The following is an 18593-nucleotide window of genomic DNA, read 5'->3' as shown; positions in this document are numbered from 1 at the left end:
TTCACTACATCAAAAATGTATGATGATTACCAAAATAAGAAAAGATTCATATACTGTCTTATAGATAGGCCGTTGTATTAGTTCGAAATGTTGGAGGTTCTTTAAGATGACAGTTTACCATTTTGTAGGAATTAAAGGAACAGGAATGAGTTCATTAGCGCAAATTCTTCATGATATGAAGCATACTGTTCAAGGGTCTGATTATGAAAAGCGTTTCTTTACACAAACAGCGTTGGAAAAGCGTAGTATCTCGATCCTTCCTTTTGATAAGAATAATGTAGAAGAAGGACAAGTGATTATTGCAGGAAATGCATTTCCTGATACGCATGAAGAAATCGTAGCAGCAAAAGAATTAAACATCCCAGTCCATCGTTACCATCATTTCTTAGGTGACCTGATGAGCCAATACACAAGTGTTGCTGTAACTGGTGCACACGGAAAAACATCAACAACAGGTTTGTTAGCCCATGTAATGCAAGGTGCACACCCAACATCTTACCTTATTGGAGATGGAACAGGGCATGGGGTAGAAAATAGTAAGTATTTTGTATTTGAAGCTTGTGAGTATCGTCGTCATTTCTTGTCTTATAATCCAGACTATGCAATTATGACGAATATTGATTTTGATCATCCAGATTATTTTGCAGACATCAATGATGTATTCAGTGCATTCCAAGAGATGGCATTGCAAGTGAAAAAAGGCATTATTGCATGTGGAGATGATGAAGAACTTCAAAAAATTCAAGCGAAAGTACCTGTTATTTTCTATGGATTTGGAGAAGATAATGATTTCCAAGCACGCAACATCCAAAAGAGAACAGATGGTACTATTTTTGATGTATTCGTTCGTAATACGTACTATGACACGTTCAAAATTACAGGATACGGCAATCACAGCGTATTAAATGCATTAGCAGTAATTGCACTTTGCCATTATGAAAACGTTGATGTAGAAGCAGTTAAGCATCAGCTAACAACTTTTGAAGGCGTAAAACGTCGCTTTAATGAAAAGCCGATGGGAGAGCAAGTAATCATCGATGACTATGCACACCATCCGACAGAAATTAATGCAACGATTGAAGCAGCTCGTCAAAAACATCCAGAGCGTGAAATTGTCGCTGTATTCCAGCCACATACATTCTCACGTACAGAAAAGTTCTTAGATGAGTTTGCTGAAAGCTTAAGCAAAGCTGACCAAGTATACTTATGTGATATTTTCGGATCAGCACGCGAAAACAAAGGTGAATTAACAATCGAAGATTTGCAAAAGCGTATTGACGGTGCAGAACTAATTACAGATACAACAACGGATGTATTAAAGAAACATAAAAACGGCGTTCTAATTTTCATGGGCGCAGGTGACATCCAAAAATTCGAAGCAGCTTACGTAAAAGAAGTTCAAGTTGCAGAGAAGTAATAGGAAAGACGCATAGCTTGGCTATGCGTCTTTTTTGTTGTCGTGGTTGTGCATTAATGTTGAAACGTCTATATATATGGAGTTGTGTTCGATATATTTCAAAAATCGTTGATATATTGGTACGCGTTTTGAAATATAAGTGTTAGAATAATAGGAAAATTAAAAAGGGGACTAAAAAACATGTTCACACTCCGAGTAGATGACGAAATCGAACTACAATTACTAGAAAAACATCATAAAGAGGAATTATATCAATTATTAGATCAAAACCGTAATCATTTACGAAGATGGCTCCCTTGGGTAGATGGGACGAAATCTGCTGATGCTTATGATGAGATTTTTCCGATGTGGTTAAAGAAATTTGCAGAGGGAGATGGTTTTGAAAGTGGCATACGTTACAAAGGAAAGCTCGTTGGGATGGTAGGTATTCATCCAGTGAGCTGGGGGAAGAAAGCGACGAGTCTTGGGTATTATCTTGCAGAAGATGCTGGCGGGAAAGGTATTATGACGCGTAGCGTAAAGGCTGTACTTCACTATGCATTTGAAAATTTAAAGTTGAATAAAATTGAAATTCGGTGCGGTGTTGGAAATGCGAAGAGCCGCGCAATTCCAGAACGTTTAGGATTTAAGTTAGATGGTATTTTACGAGATGAAGAATGGCTATATGATCATTTTCATGATATCGCTGTATATAGTTTACTAGCTTCAGAATGGAAAGAGATTCGATGAACGAGAAGATTCGTATTGTTCCATATGAAAGTACGTTTCAAGAGGAAGTAGTAGATCTTATCGTTCATATTCAGCAAAAAGAATATAATGTTCCCATTACGAAAGAAGAGCAACCTGATTTACTTGAAATAGAAACATTCTATCAAAAGGATCACGGAAACTTTTGGGTAGCAATTTATGATGGGAAAGTAGTTGGAACAGTAGCTTTATTAGATATTGAGAATCTTCAAGTAGCGCTAAGAAAAATGTTCGTGAAGAAAGAGTTTCGCGGAAAAGAATGGAGCGCGTCACATATGTTGCTTCAAACAGCAATTTCATGGGCTGAGGATAAAAAATTGAAAGATATTTACTTAGGAACAACAGTAAAATTTTTAGCGGCACATCGTTTTTATGAAAAGAATGGTTTTGAAAGTGTGAGTATAGACGAGTTGCCGAAAAACTTTCCGGTGCTACAGGTAGATAAGAAATTTTATAGGTACATTGTGTAAAAGGTCATTTAGAAATGGCCTTTTTCTATGAAGCAAAATGGAAATAGTGGTATAATTTGGGTTAGGGGGTGTAGGTATGAACTTTCCAATTCAAAGAAGTAAGTCAGTAGTCATTTTCGTTTGTCTTACGTTAGCTTTTATGTTTATATATCCAATTGTCATGCTTTTCACTAATAAAGCGCATTGGATGTCAGCGTTGATTGGGATGGGTTTATGCTTCATTGTAAATGTACCACTCGTTTGGGAAGTATTTATTAAAAAACATAAAGTAGAAAATGGCGTATTAAAGTACGGTATTTTAAATGATGATATTGTATTAAAAGATGTGAGAATTATACGTCAGGTCGGAAAGTCTCTTGAAATTACGACGAATGCATATAAAGTACATATCGTTGCGATGCCGCAAAATATGGATGAATTCTTGGGGCTTATAGAGAAAGAAAATCCACATGTGAAAATAGAAATGGTAGGGAAGAAATAAAAACGCTCGGCGAAAATTCCGAGCGTTTTTATTATTATTTTAAGTTCTCTGGGTTTAAAGCTTCTAGTTCAGGTACAACGAAGCGTCCGTCTTTACGGATTAGTACGTCGTCGAAGTAAATTTCGCCGCCGCCGTATTCAGGGCGTTGGATGCATACTAAATCCCAGTGGATGTTCGAGTTGTTGCCGTTCCATGCATCGTCGTAAGCTTGTCCAGGAGTGAAGTGGAAGCTGCCATCGATTTTTTCATCGAATAGGATGTCTCCCATTGGATGTAAGATGTATGGGTTTACGCCAATTGCGAACTCACCAACGTAGCGTGCGCCTTCGTCTGTATCGAAGATTTTGTTAATGCGCTCTGTATCGTTTGCAGTTGCTTCAACGATTTGACCGTTCTCAAACTTAAGTTGTACATTTTCAAATGTATAACCGTTGTAAGGAGATGGTGTGTTGTAAGAAACTGTACCGTTAACAGAATCACGAACTGGTGCAGAGTATACTTCACCGTCTGGAATGTTTAAATGACCTGAGCATTTAATTGCTGGAATGTCTTTAATAGAGAATGTTAAGTCAGTTCCAGGACCAGTTAAACGAACTTTATCTGTTTTATTCATTAATGTAACAAGGCTATCCATTGCCTTATCCATTTTACCGTAGTCTAAGTTACATACTTCGAAGTAGAAGTCTTCGAAAGCTTCTGTACTCATTTTAGCAAGCTGTGCCATAGAAGCATTTGGGTAGCGAAGAACAACCCAGCGTGTTTTTGGAACGCGAATGTCTCTATGAACTTTTTTACCAACTGTTTGGCCATGAACTTTCATACGCTCACTTGGAACGTCAGCTTGTTCATTAATATTATCGCCAGAGCGAAGGCCGATATAAGCGTCCATGTCTTTCATTACGCTTGCTTCATATGCAGCGATTTGTTCGAAATGTTCTTCAGTAGCACCCATTAATAAAGAGCGATCTACTTGATGATCTTTTAAAGAGACGAATGGGAAACCACCAGCTGCATATGCTTCTTTTACAAGTGCAGTTACAAGTTCTTTTTGTAAGCCAAAGTTTTCAATTAATACTTTTTCACCTTTTTGTAAGCGGATAGAGTAGTTAATTAAATTGTATGCTAACTTTTCAATACGTGGATCTTTCATATGTAAAGCCTCCCTACTAATTATGTATCCTCTCCTATTGTAACCTACTTAGTGGAATTTGTTGAATGATTTATGTTACAGTTAACGAATAAGTATGAAAATTCTAATGATGAGATAGGGATTAGAATGAAACGGAAAATGATTGTATAATAGGGGAAAGTATGAAAAAGATAAAGGAAGTGATGAAATGCAAGTTCTTTTATATGTAAGTGCGGCTATTATCGCGGTTGCTTTTGCAGTATTAGTAGTGTATGTATGCAGAACGTTGTTATCGGTTCAGAAGACGTTGGAAAACGTTGCAAGTACGTTAGAAGGTTTAGAAAAGCAAATGCAAGGAATTAGCGTAGAGACAGAGCAATTATTACATAAAACGAATGCGTTAGCTGATGATATTCAACAGAAGTCACAGTCATTAAATAAAGTGGTAGCGGGTGTAGATGGGATTGGAACGACAATCCAATCTTTAAATACGAAGCTTCGTAATGTATCGGACTCTGTAACGGACGAAATTGAAAATAACGCTGATAAAGTAGCGCAAGTTGTACAGTGGAGCAGTGCGGCGATTGAAGTATACAATCATTACCGTGCGTCGAGACAAGAGAAGAAGGTTGAAAAAGAAGAGCGTAAATTAGAAAGAATTGAGAAAAAAGCTGAAAAGAAAGAGAAGCGCTCTAGATTTCGTATGAGAGGTGAATCGTGATGAATATGACAAAACTTGAAACAATTGAAGAGCTTGAAGTCTTAGTAGAAAAGAACGAGCCGTATGTTCTTTTTAAACATAGTACGACATGCCCGATTAGTCACGGTGCATACACAGAATTTCAAGCGTATTGCAGCGAAGAAAGAGAAGTGCCAGCGTATTACTTATACGTACAAGATGCGAGAGATGTGTCAAATCGTGTTGCAGAACAATACAGTATTAGACATGAATCACCGCAAGTGCTATACATAAAAGATGGGATGGTAGTATGGAATACATCTCATTGGAATATTAAAAAAGATGCTTTAGAAGAGAATATAAAGTAAAAAGAAGCAAGCTAAAGGTGCTTGCTTCTTTTTTTTTGTTTTTGTTGAAATATATTTAGTGGTACACTATTAATAGTTCAAACTAAATAACTAGATTGTTGAAAGTAGGTTTTAAGTAATGAAGAAAATGGCATTATCCTTCGCAGTCGTAAGTTTATTACTAGGAGCTTGTAGTAACAATAGTAATACGATTAGTAAGAAGGATGAAGTTATACAAAAAGATACAAAAGAAAAAAGTATGATTCCGAGAACTGCTGTTTCTAAAGATTATTATAGAACTGTTATTCCTTTAAAAGAACAAAAGGTTATTAATACAGCTAATATAAAAACAAATTCTAAATTAGATTTAGCAGAGTATGAAAATGGTTTAATAAATATTGCAACGCAGCAATTTGATACAGAGAGTCACGTACTGCAATTAAACCAGTATATTCCAGAGAAACTAATTGATGAACTAGTTGCGAAAGTAGAAGCGCCAGTTTTGACGAATATTATAGAACAAGACTATTTCGGAAAACAGAATTCAAATGAATTAAGTTTATCTGGTGTTATGATTGGCTTAGCTATGTCTTCAAGTGTATCGAATGAAGAGGCTATGTCTAAAGGGACTGAAGTTGCTAAACAACTTATTGAAGCTATTAACAAAAATGATAAGTATAACAAATCTCCAATTACGTTTGCTATCTTTAAGCAAGAAAGTACTAGTTCTTTAAAAAATGGTACGTATATTGCTAGTGCTACTGTTCAAAAGAATGATACGAACCTTGGAAATTGGAGTACAATTGATGAAAAGTCGTATTCATATCCTTCTGATGAATTTACACAAGCACATGGAGAAGATAATACAAAAATAAATAACTTTGCTAAGGAAATAAAAGGTTTTTCTAATGGAGATTTTATTCCAGTCAACGCTAAAGTTTCTTATAAGAAAGATCAAATGGATACATTAAATATGAATATTGTTATTAAATATAACGGTAAAACAGAATTAATGGCTCTTACCCAATTGGCTGCGCAAGGTATGTTAGACAAATTGCCTAAAGATGCGAAAGTACAATTACAGATCAAGTCCGAGAGTAAAATCGAGGCTGTGATTATAAAAGAGAAAAACAGTGATAAACCGTTTGTTTCCTTCTTGTAAAAAGACAGTATGTAAACTGTCTTTTTTATTTTAAATGAAAATATACAACGTTTTTTGATAGTAATTCATTGCTGTATATCGTGTGACAATCGTATATGTATCAGCTATAATAAGTTATCTTAAAAAAGTAACATATAGGAATTTGAAAGAGGTGGCTTTCTTATGGCATCACAACAATTAGGTCGTTTACGTTCTGAAATTGATCAACTTAATTTACAAATATTAGAGTTACTAAACGAAAGAGGTCGTCTCGTACAAGAAGTTGGTAATTTAAAAGAAGTACAAGGTGTGAAACGTTTTGATCCTGTACGTGAAAGAAATATGCTGGATTTAATTGCAGAGAATAATAATGGTCCATTTGAAACTTCGACTTTACAACATATTTTCAAACAAATTTTTCAAGCTGGTTTAGAATTACAAGAAGATGATCATCGTAAAGCATTACTTGTTTCTCGTAAGAAAAAAACAGAAGATACGATTGTTGAAATTAATGGTGAAAAAATTGGTGACGGAAATCAGCATTTTATTATGGGACCGTGTGCAGTGGAAAGTTATGAACAAGTACGTCAAGTTGCTGAAGCAATGAAAGAGCAAGGTCTGAAATTAATGCGTGGTGGTGCGTTCAAACCACGTACTTCACCGTATGATTTTCAAGGTCTTGGGTTAGAGGGATTACAAATTTTGCGCCAGGTAGCAGATGAATATGATTTGGCTGTTATTAGTGAAATTTTAAATCCGAATGATATTGAGATGTCATTAGATTACGTTGATGTTATTCAAATTGGTGCTCGCAATATGCAAAACTTTGATTTGCTAAGGGCAGCTGGTGCTGTAAATAAACCAGTATTATTAAAACGTGGTCTATCAGCAACGATTGAAGAATTCATTAATGCGGCAGAATATATTATGGCAAAGGGAAATGGGAACATTATTTTATGTGAACGAGGTATTCGTACGTATGAAAGAGCGACGCGTAATACGCTTGATATTTCCGCTGTGCCGATTTTAAAGAAAGAAACACATTTACCTGTCGTTGTCGATGTAACGCATTCTACAGGGCGACGTGACCTTCTCTTACCAACTGCAAAAGCAGCGATGGCAATTGGTGCAGATGCAATTATGGCTGAAGTACATCCAGATCCAGCTGTAGCTTTATCAGATGCGGCGCAGCAAATGAATATACCGCAGTTCAATGATTTTATGAATGAATTAAAATCATTTGGAAGTAAATTATAAAAACTTTTAATGAGCTGTTCCAAAAAGGGATTTTGGAACAGCTTTCTCTTATTGTATAGCGACTGTCATTGTCGATTTTTGTTGGTAAGTTGATATATTTAAAAAATCGCTGATATAATTAGAGTTGCGGTCGATATATTTGGAAAATCGCTGATATATTTCGAGTTATAGTCGATATATTCGAAAAATCGCCGATATAAATTTCATTTACTATCGTACTGCTTAAAATAAGATTTCTACTTAGGAAACATCTATTTTTTTACAAAAAATGCCCTTTTTTCATAAAAAATACGAAAATACGAGAAAAGAAGCGAATTTTTTCGAAACTTTTGCGGGAAAATATTGTATGAGCCTGCGTTTTTATCGTATCATTAGTAAAAGGAAGAACTCGGGACGATTGGTGGCATCTGCAAATAGAGTTGATGTCTTTTTTTCATTCAAGTAACCGATACATAAAAATAGATAACAAAAATAGAAGGAGTGTGCGATGAGATGAACGTAACAATCTATGATGTAGCGCGCGAAGCAAACGTTTCAATGGCTACCGTATCTCGTGTTGTGAACGGTAACCCAAATGTAAAGCCTACAACAAGAAAGAAAGTATTAGAAGCAATTGATCGTTTAGGATACCGCCCAAATGCGGTAGCACGTGGACTAGCAAGTAAGAAGACAACTACAGTAGGTGTTATTATTCCTGATATCTCAAATACGTTTTATGCAGAACTTGCACGTGGAATTGAAGATATCGCAACAATGTACAAATATAACATTATTTTAAGTAACTCTGACCAAAACAAAGAGAAAGAGTTCCATTTATTAAATACGATGCTTGGAAAACAAGTGGACGGAATTGTTTTCATGGGTGAAGATATTACAGACATTCACATTGAAGAATTTAAAAAATCTCCAGTACCAATTGTATTAGCAGCGTCATTTGATGAGCAAAATGAAACGCCATCAGTAAATATTGATTATACACAAGCAGCTTATGATGCAATGAAGCATTTTATCGAGCAAGGACATAAACGTATCGGTTTCGTCTCTGGTCCTTTCATTGATAAAGCGGGAAGTGCGAAGAAGTTACAAGGTTATAAAAAAGCTTTAGAAGAAGCTGGTATTTCATATGATGAAAATCTTGTAATCGATGGAGATTACACATATGACTCAGGTATCGAAGCATTCGAAAAGCTTTGGAGCAATGATGAAAAGCCAACAGCAATCTTCGTGTCTTCTGATGAAATGGCACTAGGTGTAATCCATGCAGCACAAGACGCTGGATTAAACGTACCAACTGACGTAGAAGTACTTGGTTTCGATAATACACGTCTTGCATTAATGGTTCGTCCGCAGCTTTCAACAGTTGTTCAACCGATGTATGATATCGGTGCAGTAGCAATGCGTCTATTAACAAAGTATATGAACAAAGAAAAAGTGGAAGATCACACTGTTATCTTACCTCACCGTATCCAATTTAGAGATTCAACGAAGTAAGTATAAAAAAGCTCACAGCGATTGCTGTGAGCTTTTATTCGTATTCAGGATAGTATTTTTGTACGACTGCATTTACCATTTCGTCTTTCTTAACGTGTAAAAAATCTTGCGTACAGTTCTTTTCCGGTTTCAAATGGTGTATCGTCTAATTCAAACACATGCAACACTTTTCGGAACTTCCACGTTATTTGCTCACCGTACATATTATCGTACGTATCTTCAGATTGCATAGCAATTTTTTTACCAAGTTCGTGAGCATCTTCTAAATTGTTTGCTTTAACAAGAATAATACTTTCTTCAAAAAGTGTATCGTGATTCTCTTCATAATGCCTTCGCTATAGATGGGGCTATTCCTTGTTATATGTCACATAAGTGCAAATTTAACTATTATAGGGCAATGTCATGTATAATAGAAAGAAAAGGCTTGTGAGGGGGGAAAAGAGATGATCGTTCTTTGGATAATTACGCTTTGTATGACTGCTATTTTTGCATATATGACGTTAAAACAAAATGGTTTAAAGCGATTTGTTCCAGGAAGTATTCTTGCAGGAATTGCCCTTATCACGTATGTAATTTCTATTTTTATTGAAAGTGTATCAGTAGATATGAGCACAAGTTTAATGTTTATTGGTATTACACTATTTGCAGGTAGCATTATGGTACTTGTGGTTGCTGGTATTATTTTATTTATTCATATGAATTCGGAAACGTTATAGCATATAGAAAAGGCATGTCCCGAGGGACATGCCTTTTTATCCGTTCAATTATGCTCTATCTTTAGAAGAGTTTTGCTGTTTTAGTAAGTCGCGAATTTCGCCAAGAAGTTCTTCTTCTTTTGTTGGTTCTGGAAGTTCTTCCTCTTTTTCTTCTTCTCTTTTAGATGTTAGTTTGTTGAAAACTTTAACAAACATAAAGATAGCAGCTGCAATAATTAAGAAATCAAAAATAGTTTGGATGAAGTTACCATACATAATAGATGATTTACCGAATGTAATTTTTAAATCTGTAAAGTCAACGCCACCTAATACCATACCAAGTAATGGTGTGATGATATCTTTTACTAAAGAACTAACGATTTTGCCGAATGCAGCACCGATTACAACCCCGACAGCTAAATCGATTACATTCCCTTTGAAAGCGAACTTTTTAAACTCGTTCCACATGTGTTAATCCCATCCTTTCCACGATTCATTATGAAATTTATAATTCCTATCAACATATTCTATAGAAATTTACGAGAGAAATAAAGAGGGAATGGGAATGAAAGTAAATTCTGAAAAATGTATCCGTTTTAATTTTTATTTACATCATCTAGTAAAGATTGTAGCATTTGCTGCGTTTTTAATCCTTCTAATCCGTCTACAACAGGCTTTGTATCGCCTTGTACACACTCAATAAAATGATGAACAGCATCTTCAAAACCACGTTGTTTTAACGTCGTATCCCATGATGGGGAACCACTTTGTGAAACTGAGTTTTCCTGTTCAATTTCAAATGTATTCATATTTTTTACGCGAATGATTTTCCCTGGCGTTACAAGTTCAATTTGTTCTAAATTTGTACCGGCATGGCGATGCATTGCAGTAGAAAGTAATAGTCCACTTGGAGTTGTATATGTATGATGTCCGTAAAGAAGTTCATTCTTTTCATTGATTTGCATCATATTGTGAACGGCGTTAAGGTTATCATTAGCTAACCAGCGAGCAGTATCTACAATGTGTAAATAATCATCTAACATAGTAAAGTCGTACGTATATGGCCCGACTTTATTTGTACGATGCTTTTCAATTCGAATCCATGAAATATTATGAGCTTGCTCTTTTGCGGCGACATACATAGGAACGAATCTGCGATTAAATCCGACCATTAATTTTCGGTTATACTTCTCGCTCAACTCGACTAGATGCTCAGCTTGTTCCACTGTAGCTGCTAGCGGCTTATCAACATAAACGTCGATCCCTTTTTTTAGAAGTTCAGAAACGATTTCATAATGCGATGCAGTTGAACTATGAACGAAGATTGCATCGCATTCCGAAGCTAACATTTCAATAGAATGAAAGTCTTGAATACGATATTGCTGGCAAACTTGTTTTCTTTTCTCTGCGTTAGGTGTAAACGCCCCTACAAAATTCCAATTTGTTTCTTTTGTAAGTGTTGGGAGATAGGCCTTTTGCGCAATACTTCCAAGTCCAATCATTCCGATTTTAGGTATATTCATTTTATCTCCGCCTTATTATTCAATATTTATATGCCGGAATAAATGTAGCATAGGATAGCTGAGAATGGCAAAAATGAAGAATCTATATTGAGAGATTCTTTATATCATAGTAAGTTCGCTGTCGCTTAATAATTTGTGTAGCATTTTTTCTTGATTTTGTTTAGCTGTTTTATTCCCTGTTTTAGCGTATAAGGAAATTAAATGGTGATACGTATTTTCTTCAAATGGATTCATAGATTGCATACGCATGCAAATATCAATTGCTTCAGTGTAACTCGCGCCTTCTATATAAAAACGAATAAGGGAAAAGGCGTGTTGAAAATATAAGTTTTGTAATCTTGTTCTTTCTCCTTCGCTCCACCAATAGTCCATATCAATAAGGTAATCTCCAGTATATAAAGAGAGGCATGCAATGTATTTATCTAATGTATCGCTACATATTTCTTTTGGAAGAGCGGCTGCTGCTTGTTCGAATAGATCAACATCAATCAAAATGTTTTGTAAATCGAGTTTATATCCGTCATTCACTCGAGTAATGTTTACATTCATTTCGTAAGCATGGATGGTTCTTCGAATTTGATATATGGCTGAATGTAGATTTACTCTTGCTTGTTCTAAATCAGTATTTGACCAGAGTAATTCAATTAAAGTATCTCTATTAATAACTTTATTTCGATTATGAACTAAAAATAAAAATAGTTCTTTCGCTTTTTTTGTGCGCCATTTTTCTAGGGGGATTTTTTTGTCTTTTTCATGATCTACATAATATAACTCACCAAGGCAATTGAGTATCGAAGTTTCTATTGTAGAGGAATTAGTTGTTTCAATCGTCATGCTTTGCATAAGACGTTGAATAGTGTTATGCAATCTTTCCCTCGTAATAGGTTTCATAATGTAATCCAATGCATAAATTTCAAATGCTTCAACCGCATAACGGTCGTGTCCTGTAATGAAAACTATTTTTATATTTTTATGTTTTGATTGTAGTTCGCGGGCTAACATAACGCCATTTTTTTCAGGTATCTCAATATCAAGAAATGCGACATCAATTGTATGATCTTTACTATAAAAACTAAGAGATTCACAATCATCAAAGCAAACGATATCTTTAAAAATTTGAAGTTCTTTTAACATCTTTTCAAGTCTTTGGAGTATTAATGGTTCATCATCAACAATAATTGCCCTCATAGTTCATTACCTCTTTCTTACAATCTTGTTTAATGATTTAACTCAAGTCATATCACCAATAAATATTTAGACAAAATAGGACATTTTTCATTCCTCCATAAATAACCATAAATATTACATGGTAATTATTTGTAATTACTATTATAAATGATTCTTATTAATTGTTATATACGATAAATTATTTAAATATTTCTATTTTTTGATTTTTTGTTCAGTTTTTGTTCAGTGTCCCAATTTATACTTTGAGCGTAAAAGTAATTTAGCGAAAAAGGGGGAAATGAGGCGAGATAAATTTATGTTAAGTGAGAGGATGGAACGATGAAGAAGAACGTCACATTATTTATGTTGCTTCTACTCGTATTTCAAGTGATTAGCCCAGGGATAATAGCGGTTGCTGCTAATACGGTGGAAGCGGTGCAGCATAAGGTAACAACTAAATCGACAGGGAATATGTGTTTAAGGGAGCATGAAGGGGAGCTAAGTTTTAAGTGGCCAGCACCAAAACAAAAGAAAGTTGATTTTGTTATTGTGCAAGATGCAAGTGGAAGTTTCAAAGGCACAATGCCAAATGTGAAAAAAGCATTGAGCAATATCGTAGATGAACTAAATCCTGCGACGGATCGGATTATGGTAACGAGTTATCAAGATTATAAGGGATATAAAGCTAGTGACGGTCGTGTACTTGAAAGTAGAGGTAATGGGATTAAAACAACCTTGCAAGCAGGATTAACTAATAACTTTACCTCAGCAAAGAATGGCATCAATAAAATAACTCCAGATAGCGGTACACCAACTGCCAGTGGTCTTCAGTTTGCGTTAGCTGAGTATGAGAAAGCGAAGGGACAAAATGATCCAGACCGAGAAACAGTTTTTCTGCTTGTTACAGATGGTGTTGCTAACATTCGAAAGGATGGCTATATTTACAAATTAACAAATCAACTAACGGATCAGGGCACAGGTTATAGGTCGAATGAATATGGGCAAGATTATGTAGGTGCTTTGAAGGAAGTAACTACAGAGGCTCAAAATATAAAAAACGCGGGATATAAACTTGTTACAGCTTTTTGGGAAGATAAAAGTATACTAGCAGCATCTGACCAATATTATACTAAGTACGATAAAGAAGTAGGTCCATATGCAAGGCAAGAGTTAAAAAAGATGGCAACAAAACCGGAATGGTTTGTACTGGCAAATGATATTGAAGAGTTTACAAAAAATTTAATTGAAACCGTTACAAAAGTGACAAAAAAAGAAAAAGATAAGTTGATTTTAAATATTAATAATGATTTGCTCGTAACAGGTGTGCAAGGGTCTGGTCCAAATGGTGTTAATACAAAGCCTGTTATACAAGGAAATCAGATCATTTGGGATTTAGACGGACAGCCAGAAGGAACGTATAAAGTCACTTATAAGGTGAAGGAAAAAACACCGCAATCGAAAGAATTTAATGTTGCGGATGGATATTTTATGTTCTTTGATCAAAAGTTTGATATTCAAGCCGTCAAGGCACTTCCGAATGAAAATGCTACTAAGTGTAATACGGCGGTAACGAAAAAAGTTTCTGATTCAGATCAAAAACTGGTCGATGAGGCATTGTTAAATTCATTGCATGAAGAATTTGTATATGATGTCAATTACAACTTTGGATTTGATATGGAGTCAAAACAAGAAATCGTTATACAAGATGATTTGGAAGATATTTTAGAAGTTTTAGAGACGAAATTAGTAAATGAAAAAGGCGAAGTTGTAAATATAGCGCCAGTTATAGATAAAGAAAAGTCAATTGTAACGTATAAGTTGCCAAAGCAAAATGATTCGTACGCGTATTTAGCTGGTGGACAATATCGATTAACGATTAAAGCGAAGATAAAGATTGGTACAAATATCGATGTGATCAAAGGGTACCTAGATAAAGGTGGCGTTCCGAATACGGCAAAGCTCATTATAGATAACAATCCAGTTGTTTCTAATAAAGTCATTGTGAAGCCACCAATTGAAGAACCGAAATTACGCAAGACTGTATCGGATGATGATGAAAAGAACGTGGAAAAGGCTACATTATCCAATGTAAAAGAGAAGTTTGTTTGGAATGTGCAGTATGAATTTGGAAGTTCACCAAGTGGATACGATTCTATCGTATTACAAGATGATTTAGAAGATGTTTTAGACATATTAGATGTGAAGGTTATCAATAAAAAAGGTGAAGTCGTAAATATAAAACCAAAAATTGATACTGCTAAGAAACAGGTAATGATTGAAGTACCGAAGCAAGAAGGAAGTTATGTGTATTTAACAGGTGAAGTATATACGGTGCAAATTACATCTAAAATTGCTGATGGTGTAAATCAATCAGAATTAGCACGTTATATAGTAAAAGGTGGAATCCCAAATACAGCAGAGTTAGTACTAAATAATAAGTCAGTGAAATCTAACGAAGTGTATGTGGTTCCTCCGAAGGAAAAACCGAAAGTAACAAAAACCGTTTCTACTCAAAATGAGAAAGAAGTGGAAAAGGGTACATTGCAAGAGAGAAATGAAGAGCTTACTTGGAATGTAGCATATCAATTTGGTAATGATACAGCAAATTTAGAGAAGGTTACCTTACAAGATGACTTAGAGGATATTCTAGATATTTTAGATGTGAAGCTTATGAATGAAAAAGGTGAAGTTGTAAAAGTAACACCGAACATTGATAAGCAAACAAAGAAAGTGACAATTGAGTTAGAGAAGAAAGATGGTTCATATGCGTATTTAGCTGGTTTAAAGTACACGATGCATATTAAAAGCAAGATAGCAGAAGGTACACCAGTAGAGGTGTTAGCGAAATATATTGCAAATGGCGGCGTGCCAAATATAGCAGAGCTTATATTTGATAATACGCCAATTAGTTCGAATAAAGTAGTTGTTATTCCGCCATCTATAGGTAAGATCGAAATTGAAAAGGTAGATGCAGCTGATGAAAATATTAAGTTGCAACATGCGGAATTTCAAGTTTTTAACCAAGAAGGAAAAGAAGTTGGAAAGTTAATTACAGATGAAAATGGCAAGGCTAGCTTAGAGAAACTACCGTTTGGAAAATATACGATTAAAGAAGTGAAAGCGCCGAATGGATATATGTTGCTCCGTGATCCAATTGAGGTCGAGGTAACGGCAGCGACACCTACACAAACGTTAAAAGTAGAAAACAAAAAAAGCGAGTGGGAAATTCCAAACACAGGCGGTGCTGGAACAAATGTATTTTATTTAATTGGTACTTTTTTAATGATTGTAGTTGTATTTTTGTTTTTCCATAAGAGAAATAGTAATTACTAGAATATTAAATTGGTAGAAGAGGAGAACGAGAAATGAAAAAATTTTTAAGTATGTTTTTAATCTTTTTGCTAGCATTTGCTTCATTGCCAAGTATGTTAATAAAAGCGGAATCGAAAAGTGAAAAAAAAGGCACGTTAACAATCCATAAATTTGAACAAGAGCCGCTTAATAATCCAGCTTTAAAAGAAAGTAGCTCTAAAGGAGTAGAAATTCCTAAAGATGCGAAGCCTTTAGCAGGAGTTGTGTATCAAATTAAACAAGTTGAATCATTTGGAACAATTTCAAACGATGGGAAAATTGTTAAAGAAGACATCAAACCAGTAAATGGAGTTCCAATTGAAGTTGAAACGAATGCGGATGGGATTGCATTTTTTGGCGATTTACCACTAGGTCGTTACGAAGTGAAAGAAATTTCTGGACCACCACATGTAAATATAGACACAAAAACATACAAAGTTGATATCCCGATGACAAGTGAAGATGGGAAAGTATTAACATATGATGTTAAAATTTATCCGAAAAATGAAACGAAACGTGGTGCAGTAGAATTAACAAAAATTGGTGTGGAAAATAAAGCGTTAAAGGGTGTTCAATTCTCTTTATATAAAGAAGATGGAACAGAGTTAGAAAAAGGTTTGGAGACAGATGGAAATGGTAAAATTCGTGTCGGTAACTTATCGTACGGGAAGTATTACTTTTTAGAAACGAAAGCGCTAGATGGTTATGTGTTGGATCCGAAAAAATATGAATTCTTCATTAAAGAATCTGGTGTAATTAATAAAGATGGTACAGTTACTTCTGGTGAAGTAGTTAAAGTTGATGTGAAAAACTATGAAGAACCAACAATTGATAAGAAGATTAATGGAGATTTAAACAATTTACCAATTAATACGAAGACGGATTATAACTATGATATTAAAACACTAATTCCAGAAGATATTAAGGATTATAAACATTATGTCGTAACAGATGTATTAGATAGTCGATTAGAAATTCAAGATCAACCAGTTGTAAAAATTGATGGTAAAGTAGTAGATGCAAGTGTTGTAGAAGTAGTTGTAGACGGTCAAAAAGTAACGGCTACTGTAAAAGATTTCTCTAAATTAGATAACAAAAAAGAGTTTCATTTGCAAATTAAAGCACAAATTAGAGATGGCGTAGAAACAGGAGTAGAGATTCCGAATACGGCAACAATTACATTTAAAAACAAAGATGATGTAACAGGTGAGAAGGCAACAAAACCAGTTATCGTTACTCCAACGACTGGTGGTATTACATTAACGAAAGTTGATGGGAAGGATGGTAAGAAATTAGAAGGTGCAGAATTTGCGCTGCAAGATACAAAAGGAAATCCAGTAGAAATCGATGGAAAGAAAGTAGTAGGTACATCTGATAAAAATGGTGTAATTACATGGAATAAGCTACCTTACGGTGAGTATCAAGTTGTGGAAACGAAAGCTCCAACTTATGAAAAAGAAGATGGTACAACAGGTAGTTATCAACAATTAAGAGAGCCAATTCATGTAAAGATTGATGCTGATCATAAAACAGTTACACTTACTGTAGAAAATAATAAGAGTGGATGGATTTTACCTTCAACAGGTGGTATCGGTACAATCTTATTTACTGTAGTAGGTCTTGTATTAATGATAATAGCAGCATTTGTTTTCTTTAGAAAAAAAGCAACAAATAATTAATAAGCGATTTAAACGGTAATGAAAAGAGGAGAGGGAGGCCTTTCCTCTTTTTCGGCATTTTAGCCCGTTATTTGAGGGCTAACAATCAGTGGGATGAACAAAACCTACACTGATTAAAGTTTCACTTTATAGGAGGATATGATGAAACGTAACATTATATTTGGTGCTATTTTTTTATTGGGACTTTGTATTTTCTTATATCCAACAGTTAGTAATTGGTTAGCAACACGAGCTCATTATTCAGCGGTTAGTTCGTATGATAAAAAAGTAAAAGAGTTACAGCAAAAAGAAATTGAACGTAGGGAGAAAGAAGCGAATGAATATAATAAAAATGTCCAGACGACGTCACAGTCATTTTCGGATCCACTTAATGAAAAAGGGGGCGACGAGAGTGGACGTTCATATGCAGATGTATTAAATGTAGGTGAGAGTATGGGGTATATTGAAATTCCTACAATTGATGTAAAGCTTCCAATTTATGCTGGCACATCTGAAAATGTTTTGAGCCGAGGAGTAGGACATATTAATGCTTCTTCTTTGCCAGTAGGGGGAGAAAGTACGCATGCTGTTTTAACGGGGCATCGTGGTTTGCCTTCTGCTTTATTATTTACGGACTTGGATAAGGTGAAGAAGGGAGATACTTTTTACATACATTCATTAAATAAAGTGCTTGCTTATAAGGTGGATCAAATAAAAGTTGTATTACCAAATGAAACGAATGATTTATTAGTTGTGAAAAATAAAGATTACGTTACGTTAGTTACATGCACACCTTATGGAGTAAATACACATAGATTGATAGTTCGAGGGGAACGGGTTCCTTTTGAAGTGAAAGAAAAGGAAGCAGTTGTGGCTCAAGTGAATCCATTTGTAGTAGAAAAGTGGATGATTGGAATAGTAATCGTTCTATTATTTTTCATTGGAATGTTTCTTTATTTTAAAGTGAAAAAACGTTAAAGTACGAGTGATGGAAATATTTTTAGAATATAGTTATTATTCACTCGATAAAGAAAGTGTGA

17 protein-coding genes and 1 pseudogene are annotated in these 18593 nt (G+C 34.9%); 13 read left to right on the top strand and 5 right to left on the bottom strand.

What is annotated here, in order from left to right; genetic code table 11:
- The first annotated feature begins 106 nt into the window (after positions 1–106).
- The 4 genes from murC (at position 107) to DN407_RS23180 (ending at position 3115) form a co-directional block, all read left to right on the top strand.
- A complete protein-coding gene (gene murC, locus DN407_RS23195) occupies positions 107–1417 on the top strand; it encodes a UDP-N-acetylmuramate--L-alanine ligase (RefSeq protein WP_000219468.1) in 1311 nt (436 codons plus the stop codon).
- 180 nt (positions 1418–1597) lie between these two features.
- Positions 1598–2146, top strand: coding sequence for a GNAT family N-acetyltransferase (locus DN407_RS23190; RefSeq protein ID WP_149216658.1), 549 nt, complete (start codon positions 1598–1600; stop codon positions 2144–2146).
- The gene (locus DN407_RS23185; protein ID WP_025966469.1) at positions 2143–2634 is read left to right on the top strand and encodes a GNAT family N-acetyltransferase; all 492 of its coding nucleotides are present in this window, start codon (positions 2143–2145) and stop codon (positions 2632–2634) included. The genes DN407_RS23190 and DN407_RS23185 overlap by 4 nt, the downstream gene beginning before the upstream one ends.
- Before the next feature lie 76 nt (positions 2635–2710).
- Positions 2711–3115, top strand: a complete 405-nt coding sequence (locus DN407_RS23180; RefSeq protein WP_001010627.1) for a PH domain-containing protein — start codon at positions 2711–2713, stop codon at positions 3113–3115.
- 34 nt (positions 3116–3149) lie between these two features.
- Here the strand turns inward: DN407_RS23180 and DN407_RS23175 are convergent, their stop codons facing one another.
- Positions 3150–4265, bottom strand: a complete 1116-nt coding sequence (locus DN407_RS23175) for an aminopeptidase (protein ID WP_000654731.1) — start codon at positions 4263–4265, stop codon at positions 3150–3152.
- Positions 4266–4452: 187 nt separating this feature from the next.
- Here DN407_RS23175 and DN407_RS23170 point away from each other — a divergent pair, with 187 nt between their 5' ends.
- The 5 genes from DN407_RS23170 to ccpA all read left to right on the top strand — a co-directional run bounded on the left by DN407_RS23170 (position 4453) and on the right by ccpA (position 9159).
- Positions 4453–4965: a DUF948 domain-containing protein gene (locus tag DN407_RS23170; RefSeq protein ID WP_001197720.1), complete on the top strand. Its 513-nt coding sequence runs from the start codon at positions 4453–4455 to the stop codon at positions 4963–4965.
- A complete protein-coding gene (ytxJ, locus tag DN407_RS23165; RefSeq protein WP_001057469.1) occupies positions 4965–5291 on the top strand; it encodes a bacillithiol system redox-active protein YtxJ in 327 nt (108 codons plus the stop codon). Before DN407_RS23170 ends, ytxJ begins: the two co-directional genes overlap by 1 nt.
- Before the next feature lie 118 nt (positions 5292–5409).
- Positions 5410–6432: a CamS family sex pheromone protein gene (locus DN407_RS23160; protein ID WP_000738025.1), complete on the top strand. Its 1023-nt coding sequence runs from the start codon at positions 5410–5412 to the stop codon at positions 6430–6432.
- Between the two features lie 162 nt (positions 6433–6594).
- Positions 6595–7668 carry a bifunctional 3-deoxy-7-phosphoheptulonate synthase/chorismate mutase gene (locus DN407_RS23155; RefSeq protein ID WP_000168204.1) on the top strand — a complete coding sequence of 358 codons (1074 nt, stop codon included), beginning with the start codon at positions 6595–6597 and terminating at the stop codon, positions 7666–7668.
- A 492-nt stretch (positions 7669–8160) separates the two neighbouring features.
- The gene (ccpA, locus tag DN407_RS23150) at positions 8161–9159 is read left to right on the top strand and encodes a catabolite control protein A (RefSeq protein WP_001103297.1); all 999 of its coding nucleotides are present in this window, start codon (positions 8161–8163) and stop codon (positions 9157–9159) included.
- A 34-nt stretch (positions 9160–9193) separates the two neighbouring features.
- Here the strand turns inward: ccpA and DN407_RS23145 are convergent.
- Positions 9194–9488 (bottom strand): annotated as a pseudogene (locus tag DN407_RS23145) (DUF4288 domain-containing protein); the annotation flags it as partial.
- A gap of 114 nt (positions 9489–9602) precedes the next feature.
- Between DN407_RS23145 and DN407_RS23140 the strand changes: the two are divergent.
- Positions 9603–9875: a DUF3917 domain-containing protein gene (locus tag DN407_RS23140; RefSeq protein ID WP_000636590.1), complete on the top strand. Its 273-nt coding sequence runs from the start codon at positions 9603–9605 to the stop codon at positions 9873–9875.
- Positions 9876–9923: 48 nt separating this feature from the next.
- Here the strand turns inward: DN407_RS23140 and mscL are convergent, their stop codons facing one another.
- From mscL to DN407_RS23125, 3 genes are all read right to left on the bottom strand, one after another.
- Complete coding sequence (mscL, locus tag DN407_RS23135; RefSeq protein WP_000267003.1) at positions 9924–10322, bottom strand: large-conductance mechanosensitive channel protein MscL; 399 nt, start codon at positions 10320–10322, stop codon at positions 9924–9926.
- Positions 10323–10450: 128 nt separating this feature from the next.
- Positions 10451–11377 carry a Gfo/Idh/MocA family protein gene (locus tag DN407_RS23130; protein ID WP_149216657.1) on the bottom strand — a complete coding sequence of 309 codons (927 nt, stop codon included), beginning with the start codon at positions 11375–11377 and terminating at the stop codon, positions 10451–10453.
- A 99-nt stretch (positions 11378–11476) separates the two neighbouring features.
- Entirely contained in the window at positions 11477–12565 is a 1089-nt protein-coding gene (locus tag DN407_RS23125; protein WP_001201607.1) for a response regulator, read from the bottom strand.
- Between the two features lie 318 nt (positions 12566–12883).
- Here DN407_RS23125 and DN407_RS23120 point away from each other — a divergent pair, with 318 nt between their 5' ends.
- From DN407_RS23120 to DN407_RS23110, 3 genes are all read left to right on the top strand, one after another.
- A complete protein-coding gene (locus tag DN407_RS23120) occupies positions 12884–15877 on the top strand; it encodes an isopeptide-forming domain-containing fimbrial protein (protein WP_097998288.1) in 2994 nt (997 codons plus the stop codon).
- A gap of 32 nt (positions 15878–15909) precedes the next feature.
- On the top strand, positions 15910–17574 hold the full coding sequence (locus DN407_RS23115) for a SpaH/EbpB family LPXTG-anchored major pilin (protein ID WP_058839720.1): 1665 nt from the start codon (positions 15910–15912) through the stop codon (positions 17572–17574).
- A gap of 141 nt (positions 17575–17715) precedes the next feature.
- Positions 17716–18531 (top strand): class C sortase, encoded by an 816-nt coding sequence (locus DN407_RS23110; protein ID WP_149216656.1) that lies wholly within the window; start codon positions 17716–17718, stop codon positions 18529–18531.
- The last annotated feature ends 62 nt before the right edge of the window (positions 18532–18593 follow it).

Origin of the sequence: Bacillus sp. JAS24-2, assembly GCF_008274905.1 — a bacterium.
In the GTDB taxonomy this organism is placed as follows: domain Bacteria; phylum Bacillota; class Bacilli; order Bacillales; family Bacillaceae_G; genus Bacillus_A; species Bacillus_A cereus.
Note: the sequence above shows the minus strand (reverse complement) of the source record. Positions and strands in the feature narration are given on the sequence as shown.

Coding starts and splice junctions, on each gene's coding strand:
- DN407_RS23125 (WP_001201607.1), bottom strand. CDS start 12,565: ATGAGGGCAATTATTGTTGATGATGAACCATTAATACTCCAAAGACTT.
- DN407_RS23170 (WP_001197720.1), top strand. CDS start 4,453: ATGCAAGTTCTTTTATATGTAAGTGCGGCTATTATCGCGGTTGCTTTT.
- DN407_RS23155 (WP_000168204.1), top strand. CDS start 6,595: ATGGCATCACAACAATTAGGTCGTTTACGTTCTGAAATTGATCAACTT.
- DN407_RS23190 (WP_149216658.1), top strand. CDS start 1,598: ATGTTCACACTCCGAGTAGATGACGAAATCGAACTACAATTACTAGAA.
- DN407_RS23140 (WP_000636590.1), top strand. CDS start 9,603: ATGATCGTTCTTTGGATAATTACGCTTTGTATGACTGCTATTTTTGCA.
- murC (WP_000219468.1), top strand. CDS start 107: ATGACAGTTTACCATTTTGTAGGAATTAAAGGAACAGGAATGAGTTCA.
- DN407_RS23160 (WP_000738025.1), top strand. CDS start 5,410: ATGAAGAAAATGGCATTATCCTTCGCAGTCGTAAGTTTATTACTAGGA.
- DN407_RS23180 (WP_001010627.1), top strand. CDS start 2,711: ATGAACTTTCCAATTCAAAGAAGTAAGTCAGTAGTCATTTTCGTTTGT.
- DN407_RS23120 (WP_097998288.1), top strand. CDS start 12,884: ATGAAGAAGAACGTCACATTATTTATGTTGCTTCTACTCGTATTTCAA.
- DN407_RS23130 (WP_149216657.1), bottom strand. CDS start 11,377: ATGAATATACCTAAAATCGGAATGATTGGACTTGGAAGTATTGCGCAA.
- DN407_RS23175 (WP_000654731.1), bottom strand. CDS start 4,265: ATGAAAGATCCACGTATTGAAAAGTTAGCATACAATTTAATTAACTAC.
- ccpA (WP_001103297.1), top strand. CDS start 8,161: ATGAACGTAACAATCTATGATGTAGCGCGCGAAGCAAACGTTTCAATG.
- DN407_RS23110 (WP_149216656.1), top strand. CDS start 17,716: ATGAAACGTAACATTATATTTGGTGCTATTTTTTTATTGGGACTTTGT.
- mscL (WP_000267003.1), bottom strand. CDS start 10,322: ATGTGGAACGAGTTTAAAAAGTTCGCTTTCAAAGGGAATGTAATCGAT.
- ytxJ (WP_001057469.1), top strand. CDS start 4,965: ATGAATATGACAAAACTTGAAACAATTGAAGAGCTTGAAGTCTTAGTA.
- DN407_RS23185 (WP_025966469.1), top strand. CDS start 2,143: ATGAACGAGAAGATTCGTATTGTTCCATATGAAAGTACGTTTCAAGAG.
- DN407_RS23115 (WP_058839720.1), top strand. CDS start 15,910: ATGAAAAAATTTTTAAGTATGTTTTTAATCTTTTTGCTAGCATTTGCT.